Here is a 19,251-nt window from a genome sequence, read left to right as displayed (position 1 = left end):
TCACTGTTCACGTTCCCGTGCCCGCCCGTTCACCGCCGGGGCCGTGGCGAGTCGGACGGCGGCCCTACCCTCGTGGTCTGGGGGCGTTGGGGCCTCGAACCACGGGTACCCCTGAGCGTTGTGCCAGGCCGGCCCGGCCGACGAGGAGGACGACGGTGCGTCAGCACTACCACGAGGAACTCGACGACATCAACAACTGCCTGGTCCAGATGGCCAACTCGGTCGGCTCGGCCATGAGCAAGGCGACCACCTCGCTGCTGGACGCCGACATCGAGCTGGCCAACCTGGTCATCGAGGGCGACGAGCACATCGACGCCACCCGGGAGAGCATCGAGCAGCGCTGCTTCACCCTGCTGGCCCGGCAGGCGCCGGTGGCCACGGACCTGCGCACGATCACCGCGGCGATGCGCATCATCAGCGACCTCGAGCGGATGGGCGACCTCGCCAGCCACGTCGCCAAGCTGGCGCGGATGCGCTTCCCCGAGCCCGCCGTCCCCCAGGAGCTACGGCCGATCTTCCTCGAGGCCGGGCACGTCGCCGAGAGCCTGGTGACCCAGACCGCGACCGTCATCGCCAAGCTCGACGTCGAGGCGGCCGCCGCCCTCGAGGCCGAGGACGACCTCATGGACCAGCTGCACCGGCAGCTGTTCAGCGAGCTGCTGAGCAACGACTGGCCGCACGGCATGGAGGCGGCCATCGACATCACCCTGCTCGGCCGCTACTACGAGCGCTTCGCCGACCACGCGGTCAGCGTCGCCCGCCGGGTCGTCTACCTCGTCACCGGCGAGCGGGAGATGCACGCGACGGCGACTTGATCTGTCGGCCCACCGGCCGACACCGCGGCCAGGTGCCGTCCCCGGCTGTCGCTGAGCCCTTGCCCGTGTCCCGATCGGTGGAAGGACCCCCTCCTCCCCACCCCTCGCAAGCTCGGGGCGGTGCCCGGCAGGGGGCCTGCGGGCCCTCGCGATCGGTCCACCCCAGCTCAGTGCCGTCCCCGGCTCCGCTGGACCACCACACGTCAGTGGCCCCCTCCCGGATCGTGAGGGGGCCACTGACGTGCTCTCGGGCCTACTTCTTACCCTGGTTCCTGACGGCCTCGATGGCGGCGGCCGCGGCCTCGGGGTCGAGGTACTCGCCACCGGGCTTGACCGGGCGCAGGTCGTCGTCCAGGTCGTAGCGCAGCGGGACGCCGGTGGGGATGTTGAGCCCCACCACCTCGTCCTCCCCCATCCCGTCCAGGTGCTTGACCAGCGCCCGCAGGCTGTTGCCGTGCGCGGCGACGAGCACGGTCAGGCCGGCGCGCAGGTCCGGCACGATCGCGTCGTACCAGTACGGCAGCATCCGGACGACGACGTCGGCCAGGCACTCGGTGGACGGCCGGACCTCCGGCGGCAGCATCAGGTACCGCGGGTCGCCGTCCTGGGAGTACTCGCTGCCGGGCTCGATCGGCGGTGGGGGCGTGCTGTACGACCGGCGCCAGATCATGAACTGCTCCTCGCCGTACGCGGCGAGCGTGGCGGCCTTGTCCTTGCCCTGCAGTGCGCCGTAGTGCCGCTCGTTGAGCCGCCAGGAGCGCTTCACCGGGATCCACTGCCGGTCGCAGGCGGCGAGCGCGAGCTCCGCGGTGGTGATCGCCCGCTTGAGCACCGAGGTGTGCGACACCTCGGGCAGCACGCCGTGCTCGGCGAGCAGCTCACCCCCGCGGGCGGCCTCGGCGCGGCCCTGCTCCGACAGCGGCACGTCCACCCATCCGGTGAACAGGTTGGCCTTGTTCCACTCGCTCTCGCCGTGGCGGAGCAGTACCAGGGTGTGGGTGGCAGGCGGCGTCGTCACGCCGCCATCCTGCCCGATCAGGTGCGGCCCGTCCTCGGCCCTGTCCAGAGGCCCGTCCCGAGCGTGCGAGGGATGAGGAGGACGGGGTCCTTTACCCGGTGAGCAGCGGCCACAGCAGCCAGGCCTCGAACACCAGCGGCGGCAGCAGGCCGGTGAGCAGCCACGGACTGCGGACCGGCCGGTCGACGCCCCAGCGCAGCGCGGCGACGGCGGCGACGCTGCAGGCCACGCCGACGGTCAGCCACAGGACCGTCCCCGACAGGTCCACCACGACGAGCTGGGCGAAGGTCAGCTGCACCGCGCACAACAGCAGCGGATAGACCAGCGCCGTGGCCGCCATCAGGCCCACGAGGGCCCGGACCTGACGCTCCTGCTGCCCGGGACGCTCCTGCACCGCCGCCACGCTAACCGCTGCCGGCGCCAGGCGGGTCGGCCTGCGCTCGGCATCACGGCCGCCGGGCGGCTCCGGACGACGGCTCCGGGGACGGCGACCGGTCCAGCGGACGTCGTCCGGGCAGCCACGTGAACACCACCAGGGCGGCCACGAGCGCGGCGGAGGCCGTGCCTATGGCGGTCAGGTGCATGGCCGAGACGAAGGCGTCCAGGGCGCGGTCGGTCAGCGCTCCCGCGGCGACCGCCGCCTCGTCGTCCCCACCGGCGCGGAGCTGCTCGACCGCACCGAGGGTCGCGATGATCGAGGAGCTGGCCTCGTCGCGGGCCGCCGGCGGCAGCGAGTCGACCGCGTCGCCGAGTTCGGCCGCATAGGCGGAGGACAGCAGCGAGCCCAGGATGGCCACCCCCAGCGCGCCCCCGACCTGCCGGACGGAGTTGTTCACCGCGGCACCCGCCCCGGCCTTGTGCCGCGGCACCACCGACATGATCGACTCGGTCGTCGGCGCCATCACCGCGCCCATGCCGAGGCCCTGCACGGACAGGACGACGATCAGCAGCCACAGCGGCGAGGTCCGGTCGAGGAGCTGGAAGCCGGCGAACGAGAGGGCGATCAGGAGGAAGCCGCCGCCCACGACGGCCTTGGCGCCGAGACGCTCGGCCAGTCGCGAGCTCTGCGGCGCCATCAGCGCCATGCCCAGCGCCACGGGGATGAGCGCCGCACCGCTGGCCAGCGGCCCGTATCCCCGCACGCCCTGCAGGTAGTAGACGAGGTAGAAGGTCGCTCCCATGAGGGCGAAGAAGTTCAACCCGAGGGCGGCCGCGGCGGCGGAGAAGGCCGGGTTGCGGAAGAGCGTGACGTCGAGCGCCGGGTGGGCCGAGCGTCGCTGCAGCCACAGGAACAGCACCAGCAGGACCAGCCCGCCGAGCAGCGGCACGAGGACACCCGGAGACGTCCAGCCCGCCCCCGAGCCGCCGTGGATGATCCCGTAGACCACGCCGGCGAGGGCGAAGATCGACAGCAGGACGCCCGGAACGTCGAGCCGGCCCGGGAAGGGGTCGCGGGACTCGGGGACGACGAGCAGCGTCCCCACGATGCCGAGCACGGCGACCGGCACGGCGATGAGGAAGATCGCGCCCCACCAGAAGTGCTCGAGGACGGCGCCGCTGGCCAGGGGGCCGCCGGCGACGGCGAGCCCGGCGGTGCCGGCCCAGACGCCGATGGCGCGGCCGCGCTCCCCGGGCGGGAAGACGTTGGTGATGACCGCGAGGGTGGCCGGCTGCACCGCAGCGCCGCCGATGCCCATGACCGCCCGCCAGGCGATCAGCTCCGCCGGGCTGCCGCTGAAGGCCCCGAGCAGCGAGGCGACCGTGTAGATCGACAGCCCGATCAACAGGACCTTCCGCCGGCCGATCCGGTCGCCGATGACGCCCCAGGAGAACAGCAGCCCGGCGAACACGAGGATGTAGGCGTCGATCGCCCACTGCAGTTGACCCTGGGTGGCACCCAGCTCCCGCTGCAGCGTGGGGATGGCGACGTTGAGGGTCGTGTTGCCCATGATCACCACGAGCAGGCAGACCGTCATGGTGGCCAGCACCCACCACCGGCGGGCGTAGCCGGGCCGCTCCTCGGCGGCCTCGGGGAGCGACCGTGCGGTCGCCGTCACGCCCCGCCGTCCGGACGGCCGCCGGTCCGGGACCTCCGGCCGGGGTCGGCGAAGTCGGCGAAGGCCTCGAGGTTGCGCAGCGACTCGCCCCGCTTGACCCGCCACTCCCATTCCCGCCGGATCGAGGTGCCGAAGCCGATCTCGAGCATCGTGTTGAAGTGGTCGTCGGCGTAGCTGAGCACCGCGCCGAGGACGCGGTCGAGCTCGTCGGGGGTGACCGCGGCGTGCGGCAACCGGCCGGTCAGGTAGACGTCGCCCACGCCGTCGATCGAGTACGAGACGCCGTACATGCGCGCGTTGTGCTGCAGCAGGAAGGTCCACAGCTGCTCGCGGTTCTCGTCGGGCTGCCGGCAGACGAAGGCCTCCACCCGGAGCGCGTGCTCACCGACGATCAGCCCGCACACGGTCTTGAGCTTCTTGGTGCCGGGCAGGTCGACCAGCCACCGGCCGGGCGCCGGGCGCTCGTGCACCAGGTCGCTCTCGCGCAGCGTCTGCTCGATGACCGCGTCGAGCTCCTCGACGGTCCCCTCACGACTCACGACGTCCTCCCGCTGACCGAGTCCCCGGACTTCCTCCCGCACGGCGGAGCCGTCGGGACGACAGAGCCGCTCACCGGGCCACCTGCGCACCCAGCGGCCGCACCGCGCCGAGCACCCGGGGCGGGCGCATCAGCGTGCCGGCGACCCCGCTCCCCGCGGCCGCGGCCATCTCCTCGGCGGCGGCGGTGTAGGCCGACACCAGGCTGTCGACGGTGCGCTCCCAGGAGAAGGAGCCGGCGTGCCGGCGTGCGCCGGCCGACAGCAGCTCGCGGCGGGCGAGCACGGACCGGATCGCGGTCGCGTAGTCGGCCGGGTCGCGACCCTCCACCAGGACACCGGAGACGCCGTCCCGCACGGCGGTGCGCAGGCCACCGACGGCGGCCGCGACGACCGGCGTCCCGCAGGCCTGGGCCTCCAGCGCCACCAGCCCGAAGGACTCGTTGTGACTGGGGACGACGGCGACATCGGCGGCCCGGTAGTGCTCGGCGAGCAGCTCGGCGTGCACGGGCGGCAGGAAGCGGACCAGGTCGGGAATGCCAAGCTGGGCGGCCAGCTGCTCGAGCTGACGGGGCGCCTCCAGGCCGGTTCCGCTGGGCGCGCCGACGACGTGCACCCGGAGCCGGTCGCGCAGGCCGGGGTCGTCCGCGAGCATCCGCGCGGCCGCCTCGAGCAGCAGGTCGGGGGCCTTGAGCGGCTGGATCCGGCCGACGAACAGCAGCACGACGGCGTCCTCGGCGACGCCCAGCCGGCGACGGGCCGCCGCCCGGTCGCCGGGGGTGAAGCGGTCGAGGTCGACCCCGGGCGGGACGACGAGGGTGCGTCGCGGGTCGGCGCCGTAGTGGTCGACCAGCTGACGGGCCTCGTCGGCCGTGTTGGCGACCAGCCGGTCGGCCTCGGCGACCACCTGCTCCTCGCCGATCACCCGGGCCCGCGGCTCGGGGCGGTCACCGGTGGCCAGCGCGGCGTTCTTCACCTTGGCCAGGGTGTGCGCGGTGTGGATCAGCGGCACGCTCCACCGGTCGCGGGCCAGCCATCCGACCTGGCCGGAGAGCCAGTAGTGCGAGTGGACGACGTCGTAGTGGCCCGGCTCGTGCTGGGCCTCCTCGCGCAGGACGGCGGCGGTGACGGCGCACAGCTGGGCGGGGAGCTCCTCCTTGCCCAGGCCCTCGAAGGGGCCGGCGCTGACGTGCCGCACGGTCACGCCGGGGCTCATCTCGACCACTGGCGGCAGCTCGCTCGAGGTCGCGCGGGTGAAGACGTCGACGGCGATGCCGCGAGCGGCCAGCCGGCGGGAGACCTCGACGATGTAGACGTTCATGCCGCCGGCGTCGCCGGCACCGGGCTGGTCGAGCGGGCTGGTGTGCACCGAGAGGGTCGCCACCCGCCGGGGCACGGCCGACCGGGGACGGCGGCGAGCGGCCACGTGCGACCTCCCGCCTCGCTCCCCGGGCGCCGGGAGGCACCCGCTCGACATTGCAGTCTGCAACAACGCCAGGATGGTTCTCATGCCCGGCCCCTCGACCCATCCTGCATCCGGTTCCCGCGAGCTGCCCGGCACGGGGCGGACGGCCGTCGTCACCGGTGCCTCCAGCGGCATCGGCGCGGCCGCCGCGACCCGGCTGGCGGCGGAGGGCTTCGACGTCGTCCTCGGGGCGCGGCGGATGGACCGGCTGACGTCGCTCGCCGAGGAGATCGGTGCCCGCGCCTTGCCGCTGGACCTCACCGACCCCGACTCGGTGGCGGACTTCGCCGGCGCCCTCGACCGGGTCGACGTCCTGGTCAACAACGCCGGGGGCGCCTTCGACGCCAACCCGGTGGCCGAGGCCGACCTGGAGTCCTGGGCGCGCACCTACGAGGTCAACGTGCTGGGCACCGTCCGGCTGACCAAGGCGCTGCTGCCCGCGCTGGTCGCCTCCGGGGCCGGCGACCTGCTCTTCGTCGGGTCGACCGCCGGGCTGATCAGCTACGGGGGCGGGGCGTCCTACACAGCGGCCAAGCACGGGGTGCACACGCTGGCCGAGACGCTGCGGCTGGAGCTGTGCGGGCAGCCGGTGCGGGTGGTCGAGATCGCGCCGGGCATGGTGAAGACCGAGGAGTTCTCCCTCAACCGGACCGGCAGCCAGGAGAAGGCCGACGCCGTCTACCGCGGGGTGCGCGAGCCGCTGGTCGCCGAGGACGTCGCCGACTGCATCGCCTGGGCGCTCACCCGCCCGCACCACGTCAACGTCGACCTGCTCGTCGTCCGCCCGCGGGCACAGGCCGCCCAGCACAAGGTCGCCCGCGAGGCTTAGCGCGCCCCGACTCCACTCTTGCGGTCCTGTACACGGTCTTGCGGTCCTGCACGACCGCGACACCGCGCGGACAACCGCAAGAGTCAGCCTGCGACTCCGCTACGGCCGCACCGCGGTCGGCTCGCGCTCCAGGGTGACGCCGAAGCGCTCCTGGACGCCGGCGACGACCTTGTCCGCGAAGGCCAGGAGCTCGTCGGCGGTCGCCCCGGGCTCGGTGGTCAGCGCGAGGCTGTGCCGGGACGACGTCCCCACCCGGCCGTCGCGCGTGCCGCGGCCGAAGCCGGCGTGCTGCACCAGCCAGGCGGCACTGAGCTTGACCTGCCCGTCGCCGGCCGGCCAGCTCGGGCAGCCCTCCACCGCGTGCGTCGCCGGGACGATCGGGTTGGTGAAGAACGAGCCGGCGCTGCGGCTGTCGGGGTCGGCGGGGTCCCACACCATGCCCTTGCCGCGGCGGAGCTGCAGCACCGCGGCGCGGACGTCGGCCAGCGGCGCCCGCTCCCCCAGCGCGACGCCGAGCGTGCGGGCGAGCTCGGCGTAGCCGACCGGCGCGGACAGCTCCCCCGGCTCGAGCTCGAAGGTCACCGTGAGGACGACGAACCGGCCGGGCTCGCGCTTGAGCCGGCTGTCCCGGTAGGCGAACCCGCAGTCGGCCGGGCTCAGGACGCGCTCCGCACCGTCCACCCGGTCCCAGACGCGGACGACGGTGATGACCTGGGCGACCTCCTGGCCGTAGGCGCCGACGTTCTGCACCGGCGTCGCCCCCGTCGAGCCGGGGATGCCGGACATCGCCTCCATGCCGGCCAGCCGCTGCTCGACGGCGTGGGCCACGAGGTCGTCCCAGGACTCGCCGGCCTGCACGACCAGCCGGCCGCCGTCCCGCTCGATGCCCCGACTGCGGACGGCGACCACGTCACCGGGCCACCCGTCGTCCGGACCGACCAGGTTGGAGCCGCCGCCGAGGATCAGCAGCGGCCGCCCGGCGCCGTCGGCCTCGCGGACGGCGGCGACCAGCTCGTCGGCGTCGGAGACCTCGACCAGCCGGTCGATGGGACCACCCACCCCGAGGGTCGTCAGCTCCGCGAGGCGGGCGTTCCGTCGGACCTGCACGGCACCACGCTAACCGCGTCTACGCTCTGGGCCGGTGAGCGAGGCAGGCGGCGACCACAAGCGCCGGGCCACCCTCCCCAGGAAGGCCAACCCGCGGCTGGCCGCCGGCCGGGCACGCGCGCTGGGCCTGCCGACCCGCGGCACCACCAACGCCAACCGGCTGCGCCGGGTCGACCGCTGGCTGGTGGCCACCCAGGTGCCGCGGCTGCGTGACGCCGCCCGGCCGCTCGTCGTCGACCTGGGCTACGGCTCGTCCGCGGTGACCACGCTCGAGCTGGCCGACCGGTTGGGCCCGGAGGTGCACGGCCTCGAGGTGGTCGGCCTGGAGATCGACCCCGACCGGGTGACCGCCGTCGCCGCCGACCGCGATCCACCGCGGGTCGACTTCCGCGTCGGCGGGTTCGAGCTCGCCGGACTGCGCCCGGTGCTGGTGCGCGCGTTCAACGTGCTGCGCCAGTACGACGAGGAGTCCGCCGCCCATGCCTGGGACACGATGCGCGCCGCGCTCGGCCCCGGCGGGCTGCTCGTCGAGGGCACCTGCGACGAGTGGGGACGGCGCTCGGCCTGGGTCGCCCTGGACGCCGACGGGCCGCTGACCCTGACCCTCTCGGCGCGGGTGTCGGACCTCGACCGGCCCTCGGACCTCGCCGAGCGGCTGCCCAAGGCCCTCATCCACCACAACGTTCCCGGCCAGCCGGTGCACGAGCTCCTCCGGGCGCTGGACACCGCGTGGGCCACCGCGGCCGGGCTGTCCGCCTTCGGGCCGCGGCAGCGCTGGACCGCCGCGGTCGAGGCACTCGCCGACCAGGGCTGGCCGTTCGTCGGCTCCAGCCGCCGGTGGCGGCACGGCGAGGTCACCGTCCGCTGGTCCGCCGTCGCCCCGGTCTGACACACGCACCGGCGTTACCGCGGGAACGCCGTCCGCGCTGGAACCCGCGCCCATACCGATGACGTCCTCCCCGGCGCGGGCCAGCACCGCCGGGCCGCCCGTCCCGTCGAGCCGCGACCGCCACAGCTCCTCGTCGTACCGCGCCTCGGCCTCGGCCGTGGCACCGAACACCTCGGGGTCCGCGCGAAGCTCTCGCAGCCGGACGTCGCGCCAGCTGCGCCAGTCCTCGGGCCAGACCTGCCCGACCTCGGTCCCCACCGTCCCGCCCTCCCTCCGTTCACGCACGGCGCGCCGGGCACGATGACCGGCGTGCGTCCCGCCCCACTGACCCGATGAGCCCGCGCAGGCAGGCCCAGCCGATCGTGCCGCCCGGCCCCACGCCCGTCGACGGCGGCACCGCCGAGATCCTCGGTGACGCCGACCGGGACGGCTCCTGGGTGCTCGTGGTGAACGGGACGCCGCAGTCGCACGTCGACCTCGAGGACCCGACCCACCTGGAGTTCGAGTACGTGCGCCGGATGGGCCACGTGCTCGACCTCGCCGCGGAGGAGGGCCGGCCGATCGACGTCGTCCACCTGGGCGGCGGCGCGCTGACCCTTCCCCGGTACGTCGCGGCGACCCGGCCCGGCTCCCGGCAGCGCGTCGTCGAGCTCGACGAGAAGCTGACCGACCTCGTCCGCGCCCACCTGCCGCTGCCCCGCGACGCCCGCGTCCGGGTGCGTGCCACCGACGCCCGCGCCGGACTGGCCGCGCTGCCGGCCGCCAGCGTCGACGTGGTCATCAGTGACGTGTTCGCGGGGGCGCGCACGCCCGCGCACCTGACCAGCGTGGAGTACGCGCAGGAGGCCCACCGGGTGCTGCGTCCCGGGGGCACGTTCGTCGTCAACGTCGCCGACGGGCCGCCGCTGCGGTTCGCCCGCGGGCAGGTGGCCACGCTGCGCGCGGTCTTCGTGCACGTCTGCCTGCTGGCCGAGCCGGGCACGCTGCGCGGACGGCGGTTCGGCAACCTCGTCGCCGTCGCCGCGGACGCCGAGCTGCCGGTCCCCGCCCTGGTCCGGCGCTGTGCCGCCGACCCGATGCCCAGTCGGGTGGTCGAGGGCGCCGACCTGGACCGCTTCGCCGGGAGGGTGCAGCCGGTACGCGACGTCGACGCGGTGGGCTCGCCCGAGCCTCCGGACGGCGTCTTCGGCCGCTGAGCCGGCCGTCCCATGATCGTTGTGCGCTCACCGGGGTCTTCCGCCAGTGGGAAGACCCCGATGAGCGCACATTCGCCCAACGGCACGTCCTCGGCCTGGGTCGCGCACACTCCCAGCAGGAGCCGGCCGGCGACCGTAGGGTCGGGGCATGAGGTCACCCGCCCGCATGCCCCTCCGCCGCGACACGCGTCACAAGGTGATCGCCGGTGTCTGCGCGGGGCTGGCCCGGTACTTCGGCATCTCGCGGACCGGCCTGCGCGTGGCCTTCGTGGCCTCGTGCATCCTGCCGGGCCCGCAGTTCATCGCCTACGTGCTGCTGTGGATCGTGATCCCGAAGGACACCCGGTACTGAGCGCCCCGGCGGCTCACCAGCTGTTGCCGCCCCGGCTCAGCCCGCGGACGGCGGGCCGGACGTCGACGAGGTAGACGATCGCGGCGATGACCGCGGGCAGGCCGAGCAGGCTCAGCGGCGTACGGGTCAGCACGATGATCAGCACGGCGAGGCCGAGGATGGCCGCCCAGCCGGGCTTGGTCAGCTTGCCCGCCGCGACGTAGCCGGCGGCAGGACGGATGAGGGCGTCGACGAACGCCCATGCGGCGAGCCCCAGGGCCGCGTAGAAGAGCACCGCGTAAACCAGACCCTGGAAGCTCAGCATGCCCGGCAGGGTACTCGCCGGCGGACACCTCCCCGGGAAACGCGGGCCCCCGACACGACAGGGCCCCGGAGCGCGTGGTGCAGCTCCGGGGCCCTGGGTCGCGGCCCTCTCCAGGGCACCGGCCCCGTCCAGGGCACCGCCCCGAGCCTGCGAGGGGTGGGGAGGACGGGGTCCTTCTACGAGGGGTGAGAGGGACGGGGTCCTTACACGGTGGGGGGCAGGGGGTCCTTCGTCAGCCGTTGCGCTTGGCAGGAACCGCCGTCGGGTCGGTGCGCTTGGCGGTGCGGGCGCGGGTCACCCGGGCCGAGGTCCCGGCCGGCGCCGCCTTCCTGGCCGCACTCGTCTTCTTCGCCGCCGCACTCCTCTTGGCGGGCGCGCGCTCGGCCGGCGCGGGCTCGGCCTCGGCGAGGGCTGCCTTGGCGTCCTGCGCGACCTCGTGCGTGGCCTCCTCGGCCCGGTCGAGGGCCTTCTCGGCCTTCGCCGCCGTCTTCTGCGCGATCGAGGTGACCTCGTCGGAGGCCTCCGCGACGGTCTCGGCGGTCTCCTCGAGCACCTCCTCCACCGCGTCCTCGACCGCGTCCACCGCGCGCTCGGCGCGGCCGACGACCGTGCGGACGCCGGGCTGGCGGCGCAGCTCCTCGACGACCTCGGCGCCGCGGACGGCGAGGGTCTCGACGGTGGCGACCGTCTGGGTGCGGGTGGTGCTCACCAGCCCGGCCACCGTGCTGACGACCACCTCGGGGCGGACGGCGGAGGCGGCGTGCTGGGCGGAGCGCACGGCACCGCGGGCGCGGCCGACGACCTCCTCGGCGCGGGTGCGGGCCTCCTTGGTGGCCAGGTCGGCCTGCACCTGGGCCTCGCCGGGGAGGGCCTCGGCGCGCGAGCGCAGCGTGCCGAGGACGGCGCGGGCGCGCTCGACGGCCAGGTCACCGGCGCCGACGGCGGCGAGCAGGACGGTCTTGTTCCGGACGGCGACGGCCTCGCCGTACTCCTTGAGCGTGGTCATGCGGACTCCTTCGAGGAACGGGTAGGGGTGGGAGCAGAGGGGCCGGTCCCTGCGGCGGGGGCGCTCGCGGCGTGCTCCCGGACGTAGGTGTCGTAGAGCTCGAGCAGCACCGCCTTGTGCCGCTCCGAGAGCGACGGATCGGCGCGGATCGCCGCCACGGTGTCCGGGTTGCCGGGCCGCCGGTCGAGGATCCCGGCCTGCTCGTACAGCGTCTCCGCCGAGATCTTCAGACCCTTGGCGATCGCGGCGAGGATCTCCGCCGACGGCTTGCGCAGCCCCCGCTCCACCTGGGAGAGGTAGGGGTTGCTCACCCCGGCCACGCGGGCGAGCTCCCGGAGGGACACCCGGGCGGCGTTGCGCTGCTCCCGGATGAACTCCCCGACCTGGGACCCGGTCGCCGCGACCTTGGAGCGCTCGGCGGCCACCGTCCCCGCGACACTGCCCGTGAACAGATCCACCTTCCCGCGGACGGTGGTCACCTGCTCACGGACGAACTCGCCGGGGTTCTGCACGTCCCGACGCTAGGCCGGGGTGCTAGCTCCTGCAAGCGCAGCAGCGAGCACTCGGGCGTGAAGCGCCTCACACCGCCCCGGTTCGGGCTCACCCCGCCAGCACCGCGGCCGGGCGCACCTCACCGACCACGCCGTTCCCGCCCGGAACGGGGGTCAGCGACCACGGGGCCAGCTGCCCGGCGGGCACCCCGAGGCGCAGCAGGCCGGCACAGAGCGCGGGCGTGCGGCCGCGGTCCCCGCCGTCGTCCAGCTTGAGCGCGACCGCGCCGCGCCCCGGCAACGCGGCGACGTGCACCCCGTCCGCACCGCCCTTGACCAGCAGGCCGTCGACGGCGCGCATGAGGTCGGTGTCCTCCCGGCCGGTCCCGGCCACGAACCAGGGGTGCGCGCGCATGGCGTCGGCGACCGCCCGCTCCGGCGTGCCGGCCACCGCCTCGATCAGCGAGGAGGCGCTCCGGGCCAGGCCGGTCAGCGGCAGTCCGTGCTGCGGGGCACCGCAGCCGTCGACGACGACCGCGGCCACCGGAGTGCCGGCGGCCTCCTCCAGCCGGGCCTCGATGGCCTGCTGCAGCGGGTGGTCGCGCTCCAGGTAGCCCTCCGTCGGCCAGCCGGCGGCGACACAGGCGGCCAGCATCGCCGCGTGCTTGCCCGAGCAGTTCATCGCCAGCCGCTCCGGCGCCCGGCCGGCCGCGAGCCACGCGGCGTAGGTCGGGTCGTGCATCGGCAGCGCCGGAGGGCAGCCGAGGTCGTCCGGCGAGAGGCCGGCAGCGACCAGCATGGCGGCGACCAGCTCGCGGTGGCCGTCCTCGCCCGAGTGCGACCCGGCGCCGATCGCCAGTTCCTCATCCGAGCGCGGCGTCCAGCCGGCGGCGAGCAGCGCGGTGGCCTGTACCGGCTTGTTCGACGACCGCGGCAGCACCGGCCGCTCCACGTCCCCCACGGCCAGCAGCACCGCGCCGTCGGGACCGACGACCACCAGCGAGCCGCGGTGCACCGACTCGAGGAAGCCCGAACGCCACACCTCGACCAGCACCGGGTTCTCCGGCCAGGTGAGGTGCTGGAACCGGCCACCCTTCAGCAGAAGGACCCCGTCCTCCTCACCCCTCGCAGGCTCGGGGTGAGCCTCGGGACGGGGCCGATGGGAGGAAGGGTGGTCCGTCACCGGCCCTCGTCGGCGAGCAGCGCGGCGACGTCGGCCTCGCCGTTCCGATAGCGGCGGCCCAGCTCGGCGGCCAACCCGTCCATGGTCCGCTGCACGCCGCGGCGGCGCTCGGACAGCGACCCCTCGGCCTCGGCCAGCCCGCGGGCGGCCTGCTCGAGCTCGGCGTCGGAGAGCTCGGGGACCGCGGAGAGGTCGACGCCCGGCGTCAGCGAGTGCACCCAGGCCTCGTACTCCTCGGGCGCCGCCGGCTGCACCGTCTGGTGACGGCCCAGACCGTGGGCCGGGCCGCGGCCCTTCTCCGCCAGGATCTCCGGCAACAGGTCGACCAGCGACCGGCCGTCGTGCTCGGCGCGCCGCTGCAGCTCGCGGCGCACGATGTCCAGCCGGCCCTGCAGCAGCCGCCGGGTGTAGGAGAGGTTGACCTCCTCCTGCTCGGCCTGGCGGCGCAGCCGGCGGACGTCGGCCATCGGCAGCTGCACCGCGGACTCGAGGAAGCCGGGGTCCAGCAGCGCGTCGACGGCGGTGCCGCCGGCGCGGGTCGGTTCGGGGGTCACGGCAGGGCCTCCACGGGGTCGGGCGATCACCGGGGGATGGTCCCAGACCGCACGGCCTGGACCCGTTCCCGCGCCGCAGCCACCGTGTCGTCGAGGGCGGCGGGAGCGTCGTCGGGGTCGATCGCGGCGCGGGCCCCGCCCACGGTCAGCTCGACGTCCATCGCGACCGACCGCTTCACCAGCGCCAGGGCGACGACGCCGAGCTCGTGGTGCCGGACGACGGTGCCGACCCGACCGACCTCGCGGGCGCCCGACCGCACCGGCGTCCCGGGCCCGGGCAGCTCCTCGGAGAGCCCGTCGAGGTGCAGCAGCACCAGCCGTCGCGGCGGGCGGCCGAGGTTGTGCACCCGTGCGACGGTCTCCTGCCCGCGGTAGCAACCCTTGGCCAGGTGGACGGCGCTGGCCAGCCAGCCGGTCTCGTTGGGGATGGTGCGGTGGTCGGTGTCGACGTGCAGCCGCGGCCGGCGGGCCTCCACCCGCAGCGCCTCGTACGCGGCCAGCCCGGCCGGCGCGGCCCCTGCGGCCAGCAGTGCGTCGGCGTGGGTGGCGAGCTCCGCGCGGGGCACCAGCAGGTCGACGGCGGGGGCGCCGTCCCCCAGCGGAGGCATCCGGCGCACCCACCCGCCGCCGGCCAGGCCGAGGACCGCGTACGGCTCCGCGGGCACCGGGAGGCCGGCGGCGGCGAGCACGGCGTCCGACCGGGGGCCGACCAGCGACAGCAGCGCCCACGCGTCGGTGGCCGGCGCCGGCTCGACGCGGAGCAGGAAGCGCATCCGGTCCAGGTAGGTCTGCAGCGCGGCCCCGGTGCCGGGCTCGACGTCGACCCAGGTGGTGCCGGCGAGCTCGGCGAGCACGAGGTGGTGCTCGACGTGCCCGTTCGGGCTGAGCTCGAGGGCCTCGGCGCCGGTGCCGTCGCCGAGCCGTTCCAGGTGCTGGGTGGTGAGGCTGTGCAGCCAGGTCAGCCGGTCCGCACCCGGGACGACGAGGACGTCGCGGTCGCTGCGGTCGACCAGGCCGGCGCCCTCGGCCAGCTCGCGCTGCTCGCGGAGCGGGCTGCCGTAGTGCGCTGCGACGACCCATCCGGGAACGGACCCGTCCTCCACCGGCACGGCGCCGGGGCGTGACAGCAGGGGGCTCGGGATGGACATCAGGACTCCGTTCCGGCTCGTTCGCGGCAGGCGCGGCACGTCCCGGACAGCGCGACGTGCCCCACGTCCAGCTGGAAACCGAGGTCGGCGGCCAGACGTTCCGCGGCGCCGTCGAGCAACGCGGGGTCGGCCGAGGAGATCTCCCCGCAGCCGGCGCAGACGACGTGCAGGTGCGGGTGCTCGGCGGCGTGGTAGACCGGCGCGCCCTTGCCGAGGTGGGTGTGCCACACCAGGCCGAGCCGCTCGAGCAGCTCGAGGTTGCGGTAGACCGTCGAGGTGTCCGGGGCCGCGCCGGCCGAACCGGCCTCCTCGCGCAGCCGGGTGGCGATCGCCTCCGGGGTGGCGTGCTCGAGCGCGGCGACCGCGGCCAGGACCCGCTGTCGCTGGGTGGTCAGCCGCAGCCCGCGGGCGCGCAGGCGCTCGGCCAGCGGCGGGGCGTCCTCGGATGGGTGCGGGTGCGGCACGCCGTCGAGCCTATTCCCGGGTCAGGTGACGTAGGTCGGCGAGCAGGTCGGCGTAGCCGGCCACCGGGACGCCGTCCACCGTGGCGCCGGGCCGCCCGGTGACGCCGTCGATCGCGCCGGCCGCGGTGGCGGCGTCGAGCACCTGCGCGTCGACCGCCGGCTCCAGCAGCGCGGCGAGCGCGGCCCGGTGCTCGGGGACGAGCAGCGCGAGACCGGCGACCAGCCCGGAGCAACCCCAGTTGGACGTGCCGGCCACCACGAGCGCGTCCACCGGCACCCGGCAGGCGATCCGTTCCCCGTGGGCGACGCACGCGGCGATCACGGCGGCCGGCACGTTGCCCATGCCGATCTCGTTGCCGCCGTCGCCCACCGCCCCGGTGACCAGGCCCGGCAGGGCGAAGGCCGCATGCAGCGGCGCGGTGCAGTCGGTGACGTCGAACCCGCGCATCGTCAGCACCCGCCCGTCGGCGGCCGGGCCGAGCCGCTCGACCGCCACGAGGTGCGACAGCCTCAGCGCCGCCACCCGGTCGGCCACCTGCCTTCCGCCCGCGGACACGGGGACCACCTCCAGCCTCCCCGCGTCGAGCTCCTCCAGGCACGCGGCGGTCACCTGCGCGCACGGGTCGTCGGTGAGCACGACCGGCTCGGCCCCGAGCGTGCTCAGCGCTGCGGCCAGGACGGCGGTGCCGACCGGGCCGTCGGTCTCGGCCGCGGGGGTGGGCGCCCAGGCGATGTGCACGCCGGTGGTCAGGCCGACCCTGCTGCGGGCCCGCCCGGCGGCGGCGAGCTCCCTGGTCAGCCGGGCGAACTGGCCGGGAACGGCGCCGGCCAGGCCCGTGACGTCGCGGGCGCCGGGGCGCTGCAGCACCCGCTCGACCGCCGCGAACGCCTCGGCCGTCACGTGACCTCCTCGCCGGCGCGGGTCGGCTCCGTGCCGCCTGCCGTGCTGTGTTCCGCGTGACCTCGCGAGCTCGGTCACGTCACCGGCGGGCGGGCCTCCGCGAGCACCCGCCGCAGCGAGGCCAGGTACCGGTCGGGAACCGAGTGCTCGCCGCGCGGCGGCAGGAAGCCCTCCACGGTCGCACCGGTGACGCGGGCGAAGGACGCCGCCTCGTCCCCCAGCGCGCGGACGACCGGGTGGTCGCCCCAGGCCGCACTACCGGCCAGGTGGGCCATCGCGGCGGCGCTCTCGGCGCGCTCCCCCACGCAGTCGAAGGGCTTCTCCGTGGCCCACAGCCGCCGGAAGCCGTCGACCAGCGAGAGGTCCCGCAACGGGTCGCCGCCGAACATCTCCCGCGCCTCCTCCGGGGTCAGGAAGACCGCGAAGCAGAGGAAGGTGAACAGGCACTTGTCGCAGTGCAGGCACCAGCGCTGGACGGCCTCGCCGCCATCCCGGAAGCCCATGTGCGCCTGCGTGTAGGAGCGGTTGCAGCTGAGGATCTCACCGCGCAGTTCGGGCAGGTTCGCCACCGCCGCGACCGTCGCCAGCTCCGAGAGCTGGCGGGTGAGGCTGAAGTAGGTGACGCCGACCTCCGCCGCCGCCGCGGCGAAGAGCCGCTCGAACTCGTAGGACTTCGAGTACTGGTGGTTCACCCGCGCGCCGTTGACCGACAGCGTCTCCTCGTCGGCCGAGCGCTCGTTGGCGAAGACCACCGGGTCGAACCCGCCGAGGACGGCGACCAGCGTGGCCACGCCTGAGTTGATCGCGGTGACCGGCACGTGCCCGTTGAGCCCGCCGGCCCGCGTGCGCTCGGCCAGCAGCGGGTCCAGCCGCCGACGGACGCCGATCAGCGGGACTCCCGCCGAGCGGGCCACGTCCCGCTGGGCGTCGGTCGGGTTGACCGCCAACGCGGTGGCCGGCTGCACGACGACCAGCGCCAGCGCGGAGTCCTTGCCGCCGCCCACCGGCAGCAGCGCGCCCGGCTCATCACGCTGGCCGCCGCGGTCCACCGGTGCGGGGCGCTCGTCGGTCAGCTCCAGGTCGAACGCGACCTCGTGCGGCACGGGCAGCCGGTTGACCGCGGCGAACTCCCCCAGGCCGTGCGTGTAGGCGGCCTCTGCGACGGCGGCCTGGGCCTTGGTCACCGGCCGCTGCACGACGACGCGGCCGGCGGCGCGCAGCTTGTAGTAGCTGGTGCCCATGACGAGGTGGACGAGGTCCAGTGCCGCGTCCACCCGCGCCGGGTCGGCGCCGGGCAGCAGGTCGGTGTCGAGGGTGAGCCGTTCGGTGAACTCGTCACCGGCCAGCCGGTAGGTGAAGGCGGCCTCGCCGGTGGCGAGGTCGAGCGAGCGGTCGGCGACGACGAAGGCGTCGTCCGCCACGTGGTCAGACACGCTGCGCTCCGGCGTCGACGAGGATGTGTTCATAGGTCCGTGCCAACTCCTCGTAGTTGCGGAAGCGGTTGTAGCTGGGCGCTCCCGGCGAGAGCAGGACCAGGCCGCCCGGGCGCGCCGTCCGGAGCGCCTCTCCCACGGCCTCGGCCAGGGACGCGGTCTCGGTGACCGGGGCGTCGACGCCGGCGGCGGCCGCAGCCGCGCGGATGCCGGCGGCGAGGCGGGCGCCGGTGTCCGGGATGGTGACCGCCTGCACCGTCCCGCCGCGGGCGACGACCGCCCGGGCCAGGTCGGTGTAGTCCAGCCCGCGGTCCTGCCCGCCGGCGATCAGCGTGACCTGCTGCCCGGCGAAGGCGTCGAGGGCGGCGAGCACCGACACGGGGGTGGTGCTCAGCGCGTCGTCGACGAACGTGACGCCGTTCCGCGTGGCGACCGGGGAGAGCCGGTGCGGCAGGGCCCGGAACCCCGCGACGGCGGCGCGGACGGCGTCCCCGGACCGGTCGAGGTCCACGCCCATCCGCACGCACGCGGCCAGCGCGACGTGCACGTTGGCGACGTTGTGCACGCCCGCGAGGCGCTCGGGCCGGAAGCCGGCCAGCCGGGCCTCCGGGACGACGTCGGCCGGGTCGACCAGCACGGCGGGGTCCAGGTGCCGCTCGGCGACCGGCCGGGCCTGCGCGCCGACGACCACCGAGCCCGGCCCGCAGCCGGCGAAGACGTGCAGCTTGTCGCGGTAGTAGGTCGCGACGTCGCCGTGCCAGTCCAGGTGCTCGGGAGCCAGCGAGGTGACCGCGCCCCACCCGGACCAGCCCTCGACGGCGGCCGCCTGGTAGCTGGAGACCTCGACGACCAGCGACGTCCCGCCGGGGGCCCCGCCCTCGGTGACATGACCGTCCAGCAGCACGTCGAGCAGCGGGGTGCCGATGTTGCCGGCGTGCACCGCCGGCCGGCCGGCGGCGACCAGCACCGCGGCGGCCAGCGCGCTCGTCGTGCTCTTGCCCTTGGTGCCGGTGACGCAGAGCGTGGGCACCCCCCGGGCGGCGAACTCGGCCAGCGCCACGCCGGTCCCGGAGGTGAGGCAGGTCCGGGCCGCGAGCGCGCGGGCGTCCTCGCGGTAGGGGCTGATGCCGGGCGAGCGGAACACCACGTCGCACCCGGCGAGCGCGGCGACGTCCGGGCCGGCCTGCACGCCCTCCGGGAGGTCCGTGGGCGGGACGGCGTCGACGACCACCACCCCCGCGGCGCCGGCGACCAGCGCGGCGCGGACCGCGGCGCGCCCCTCGCGCCCGTGCCCCCAGACGCCGACCCGGCCCCCGGCCAGCCCGTCGAGCCTCACCGACCGTCCCCGGACGGCCGTGCACAGCGGAGGGTCACGGCCTCCACTGTACGGAGCAGGCCCCTTGCAGGGTCCCGCCGCCGGCCCCGTCCAGGGCACCGCCCTGAGCCTGCGAAGGGTGGGGAGGACGGGGTCCTTCCATGGCGGGGGACAGGGGGCCCTTCTAC

General features: G+C 75.3%; 21 protein-coding genes. 5 read left to right on the top strand and 16 right to left on the bottom strand.

Annotation, left to right across the window (positions count from 1 at the left end):
- Positions 1-155: 155 nt before the first annotated feature.
- On the top strand, positions 156-815 hold the full coding sequence (gene phoU / locus E4P41_RS06900) for a phosphate signaling complex protein PhoU (protein ID WP_135140167.1): 660 nt from the start codon (positions 156-158) through the stop codon (positions 813-815).
- 253 nt (positions 816-1,068) lie between these two features.
- On the opposite strand, the gene E4P41_RS06895 is transcribed toward phoU, so the two are convergent.
- From E4P41_RS06895 to mshA, 5 genes are all read right to left on the bottom strand, one after another.
- Complete coding sequence (locus E4P41_RS06895; RefSeq protein WP_135140166.1) at positions 1,069-1,833, bottom strand: phosphoglyceromutase; 765 nt, start codon at positions 1,831-1,833, stop codon at positions 1,069-1,071.
- Between the two features lie 91 nt (positions 1,834-1,924).
- A complete protein-coding gene (locus E4P41_RS06890; protein WP_135140165.1) occupies positions 1,925-2,227 on the bottom strand; it encodes a hypothetical protein in 303 nt (100 codons plus the stop codon).
- Between the two features lie 52 nt (positions 2,228-2,279).
- Complete coding sequence (locus E4P41_RS06885; protein WP_245177156.1) at positions 2,280-3,890, bottom strand: MFS transporter; 1,611 nt, start codon at positions 3,888-3,890, stop codon at positions 2,280-2,282.
- Positions 3,887-4,429 (bottom strand): YbjN domain-containing protein, encoded by a 543-nt coding sequence (locus tag E4P41_RS06880; RefSeq protein WP_209307574.1) that lies wholly within the window; start codon positions 4,427-4,429, stop codon positions 3,887-3,889. The genes E4P41_RS06885 and E4P41_RS06880 overlap by 4 nt, the downstream gene beginning before the upstream one ends.
- Positions 4,430-4,499: 70 nt before the next feature.
- Positions 4,500-5,852, bottom strand: coding sequence for a D-inositol-3-phosphate glycosyltransferase (gene mshA, locus E4P41_RS06875; RefSeq protein WP_135140163.1), 1,353 nt, complete (start codon positions 5,850-5,852; stop codon positions 4,500-4,502).
- An 82-nt stretch (positions 5,853-5,934) separates the two neighbouring features.
- Between mshA and E4P41_RS06870 the strand changes: the two genes are divergently transcribed.
- Positions 5,935-6,720, top strand: a complete 786-nt coding sequence (locus E4P41_RS06870) for an SDR family oxidoreductase (protein ID WP_135140162.1) — start codon at positions 5,935-5,937, stop codon at positions 6,718-6,720.
- 99 nt (positions 6,721-6,819) lie between these two features.
- Here the strand turns inward: E4P41_RS06870 and E4P41_RS06865 are convergent, their stop codons facing one another.
- Positions 6,820-7,827 (bottom strand): UDP-N-acetylmuramate dehydrogenase, encoded by a 1,008-nt coding sequence (locus E4P41_RS06865; protein WP_135140161.1) that lies wholly within the window; start codon positions 7,825-7,827, stop codon positions 6,820-6,822.
- A gap of 34 nt (positions 7,828-7,861) precedes the next feature.
- Between E4P41_RS06865 and E4P41_RS06860 the strand changes: the two genes are divergently transcribed.
- From E4P41_RS06860 to E4P41_RS06850, 3 genes are all read left to right on the top strand, one after another.
- Positions 7,862-8,716 (top strand): class I SAM-dependent methyltransferase, encoded by an 855-nt coding sequence (locus E4P41_RS06860; RefSeq protein ID WP_135140160.1) that lies wholly within the window; start codon positions 7,862-7,864, stop codon positions 8,714-8,716.
- 332 nt (positions 8,717-9,048) lie between these two features.
- On the top strand, positions 9,049-9,912 hold the full coding sequence (locus E4P41_RS06855; RefSeq protein WP_135140159.1) for a fused MFS/spermidine synthase: 864 nt from the start codon (positions 9,049-9,051) through the stop codon (positions 9,910-9,912).
- A 148-nt stretch (positions 9,913-10,060) separates the two neighbouring features.
- A complete protein-coding gene (locus tag E4P41_RS06850; protein WP_135140158.1) occupies positions 10,061-10,264 on the top strand; it encodes a PspC domain-containing protein in 204 nt (67 codons plus the stop codon).
- A 13-nt stretch (positions 10,265-10,277) separates the two neighbouring features.
- Here the strand turns inward: E4P41_RS06850 and E4P41_RS06845 are convergent, their stop codons facing one another.
- The 10 genes from E4P41_RS06845 to murD form a co-directional block, all read right to left on the bottom strand.
- Entirely contained in the window at positions 10,278-10,568 is a 291-nt protein-coding gene (locus E4P41_RS06845; RefSeq protein ID WP_135140157.1) for a DUF2516 family protein, read from the bottom strand.
- Positions 10,569-10,800: 232 nt separating this feature from the next.
- Positions 10,801-11,574 (bottom strand): hypothetical protein, encoded by a 774-nt coding sequence (locus E4P41_RS06840; protein WP_135140156.1) that lies wholly within the window; start codon positions 11,572-11,574, stop codon positions 10,801-10,803.
- Positions 11,571-12,086 carry a helix-turn-helix transcriptional regulator gene (locus E4P41_RS06835; protein ID WP_135140155.1) on the bottom strand — a complete coding sequence of 172 codons (516 nt, stop codon included), beginning with the start codon at positions 12,084-12,086 and terminating at the stop codon, positions 11,571-11,573. Before E4P41_RS06835 ends, E4P41_RS06840 begins: the two co-directional genes overlap by 4 nt.
- A gap of 88 nt (positions 12,087-12,174) precedes the next feature.
- On the bottom strand, positions 12,175-13,119 hold the full coding sequence (locus E4P41_RS06830) for an asparaginase (RefSeq protein WP_135140154.1): 945 nt from the start codon (positions 13,117-13,119) through the stop codon (positions 12,175-12,177).
- Between the two features lie 125 nt (positions 13,120-13,244).
- Complete coding sequence (locus tag E4P41_RS06825; protein ID WP_135140153.1) at positions 13,245-13,802, bottom strand: aerial mycelium formation protein; 558 nt, start codon at positions 13,800-13,802, stop codon at positions 13,245-13,247.
- 26 nt (positions 13,803-13,828) lie between these two features.
- Positions 13,829-14,950 (bottom strand): folate-binding protein YgfZ, encoded by a 1,122-nt coding sequence (locus E4P41_RS06820; RefSeq protein ID WP_135140152.1) that lies wholly within the window; start codon positions 14,948-14,950, stop codon positions 13,829-13,831.
- Positions 14,950-15,414: a Fur family transcriptional regulator gene (locus tag E4P41_RS06815; protein WP_135140151.1), complete on the bottom strand. Its 465-nt coding sequence runs from the start codon at positions 15,412-15,414 to the stop codon at positions 14,950-14,952. The genes E4P41_RS06820 and E4P41_RS06815 overlap by 1 nt, the downstream gene beginning before the upstream one ends.
- A gap of 10 nt (positions 15,415-15,424) precedes the next feature.
- Entirely contained in the window at positions 15,425-16,315 is an 891-nt protein-coding gene (locus E4P41_RS06810) for a glutamate cyclase domain-containing protein (protein ID WP_167760950.1), read from the bottom strand.
- Positions 16,316-16,389: 74 nt separating this feature from the next.
- A complete protein-coding gene (locus E4P41_RS21945) occupies positions 16,390-17,748 on the bottom strand; it encodes a hypothetical protein (protein ID WP_167760949.1) in 1,359 nt (452 codons plus the stop codon).
- A complete protein-coding gene (murD, locus tag E4P41_RS06805) occupies positions 17,741-19,084 on the bottom strand; it encodes a UDP-N-acetylmuramoyl-L-alanine--D-glutamate ligase (RefSeq protein WP_167760948.1) in 1,344 nt (447 codons plus the stop codon). Before murD ends, E4P41_RS21945 begins: the two co-directional genes overlap by 8 nt.
- Between the last annotated feature and the right edge of the window lie 167 nt (positions 19,085-19,251).

The organism is Geodermatophilus sp. DF01-2, assembly GCF_004571065.1.
Taxonomy (GTDB): domain Bacteria; phylum Actinomycetota; class Actinomycetes; order Mycobacteriales; family Geodermatophilaceae; genus Geodermatophilus.
This window is presented reverse-complemented; position numbering and strand designations above follow the sequence as displayed.

What these genes read in the sequence shown, in the direction of transcription:
- E4P41_RS06820 (WP_135140152.1), bottom strand. Translation starts at nt 14,950, where the DNA reads ATGTCCATCCCGAGCCCCCTGCTGTCACGCCCCGGCGCCGTGCCGGTG.
- E4P41_RS06850 (WP_135140158.1), top strand. Translation starts at nt 10,061, where the DNA reads ATGAGGTCACCCGCCCGCATGCCCCTCCGCCGCGACACGCGTCACAAG.
- E4P41_RS06840 (WP_135140156.1), bottom strand. Translation starts at nt 11,574, where the DNA reads ATGACCACGCTCAAGGAGTACGGCGAGGCCGTCGCCGTCCGGAACAAG.
- E4P41_RS06845 (WP_135140157.1), bottom strand. Translation starts at nt 10,568, where the DNA reads ATGCTGAGCTTCCAGGGTCTGGTTTACGCGGTGCTCTTCTACGCGGCC.
- E4P41_RS06870 (WP_135140162.1), top strand. Translation starts at nt 5,935, where the DNA reads ATGCCCGGCCCCTCGACCCATCCTGCATCCGGTTCCCGCGAGCTGCCC.
- E4P41_RS06855 (WP_135140159.1), top strand. Translation starts at nt 9,049, where the DNA reads ATGAGCCCGCGCAGGCAGGCCCAGCCGATCGTGCCGCCCGGCCCCACG.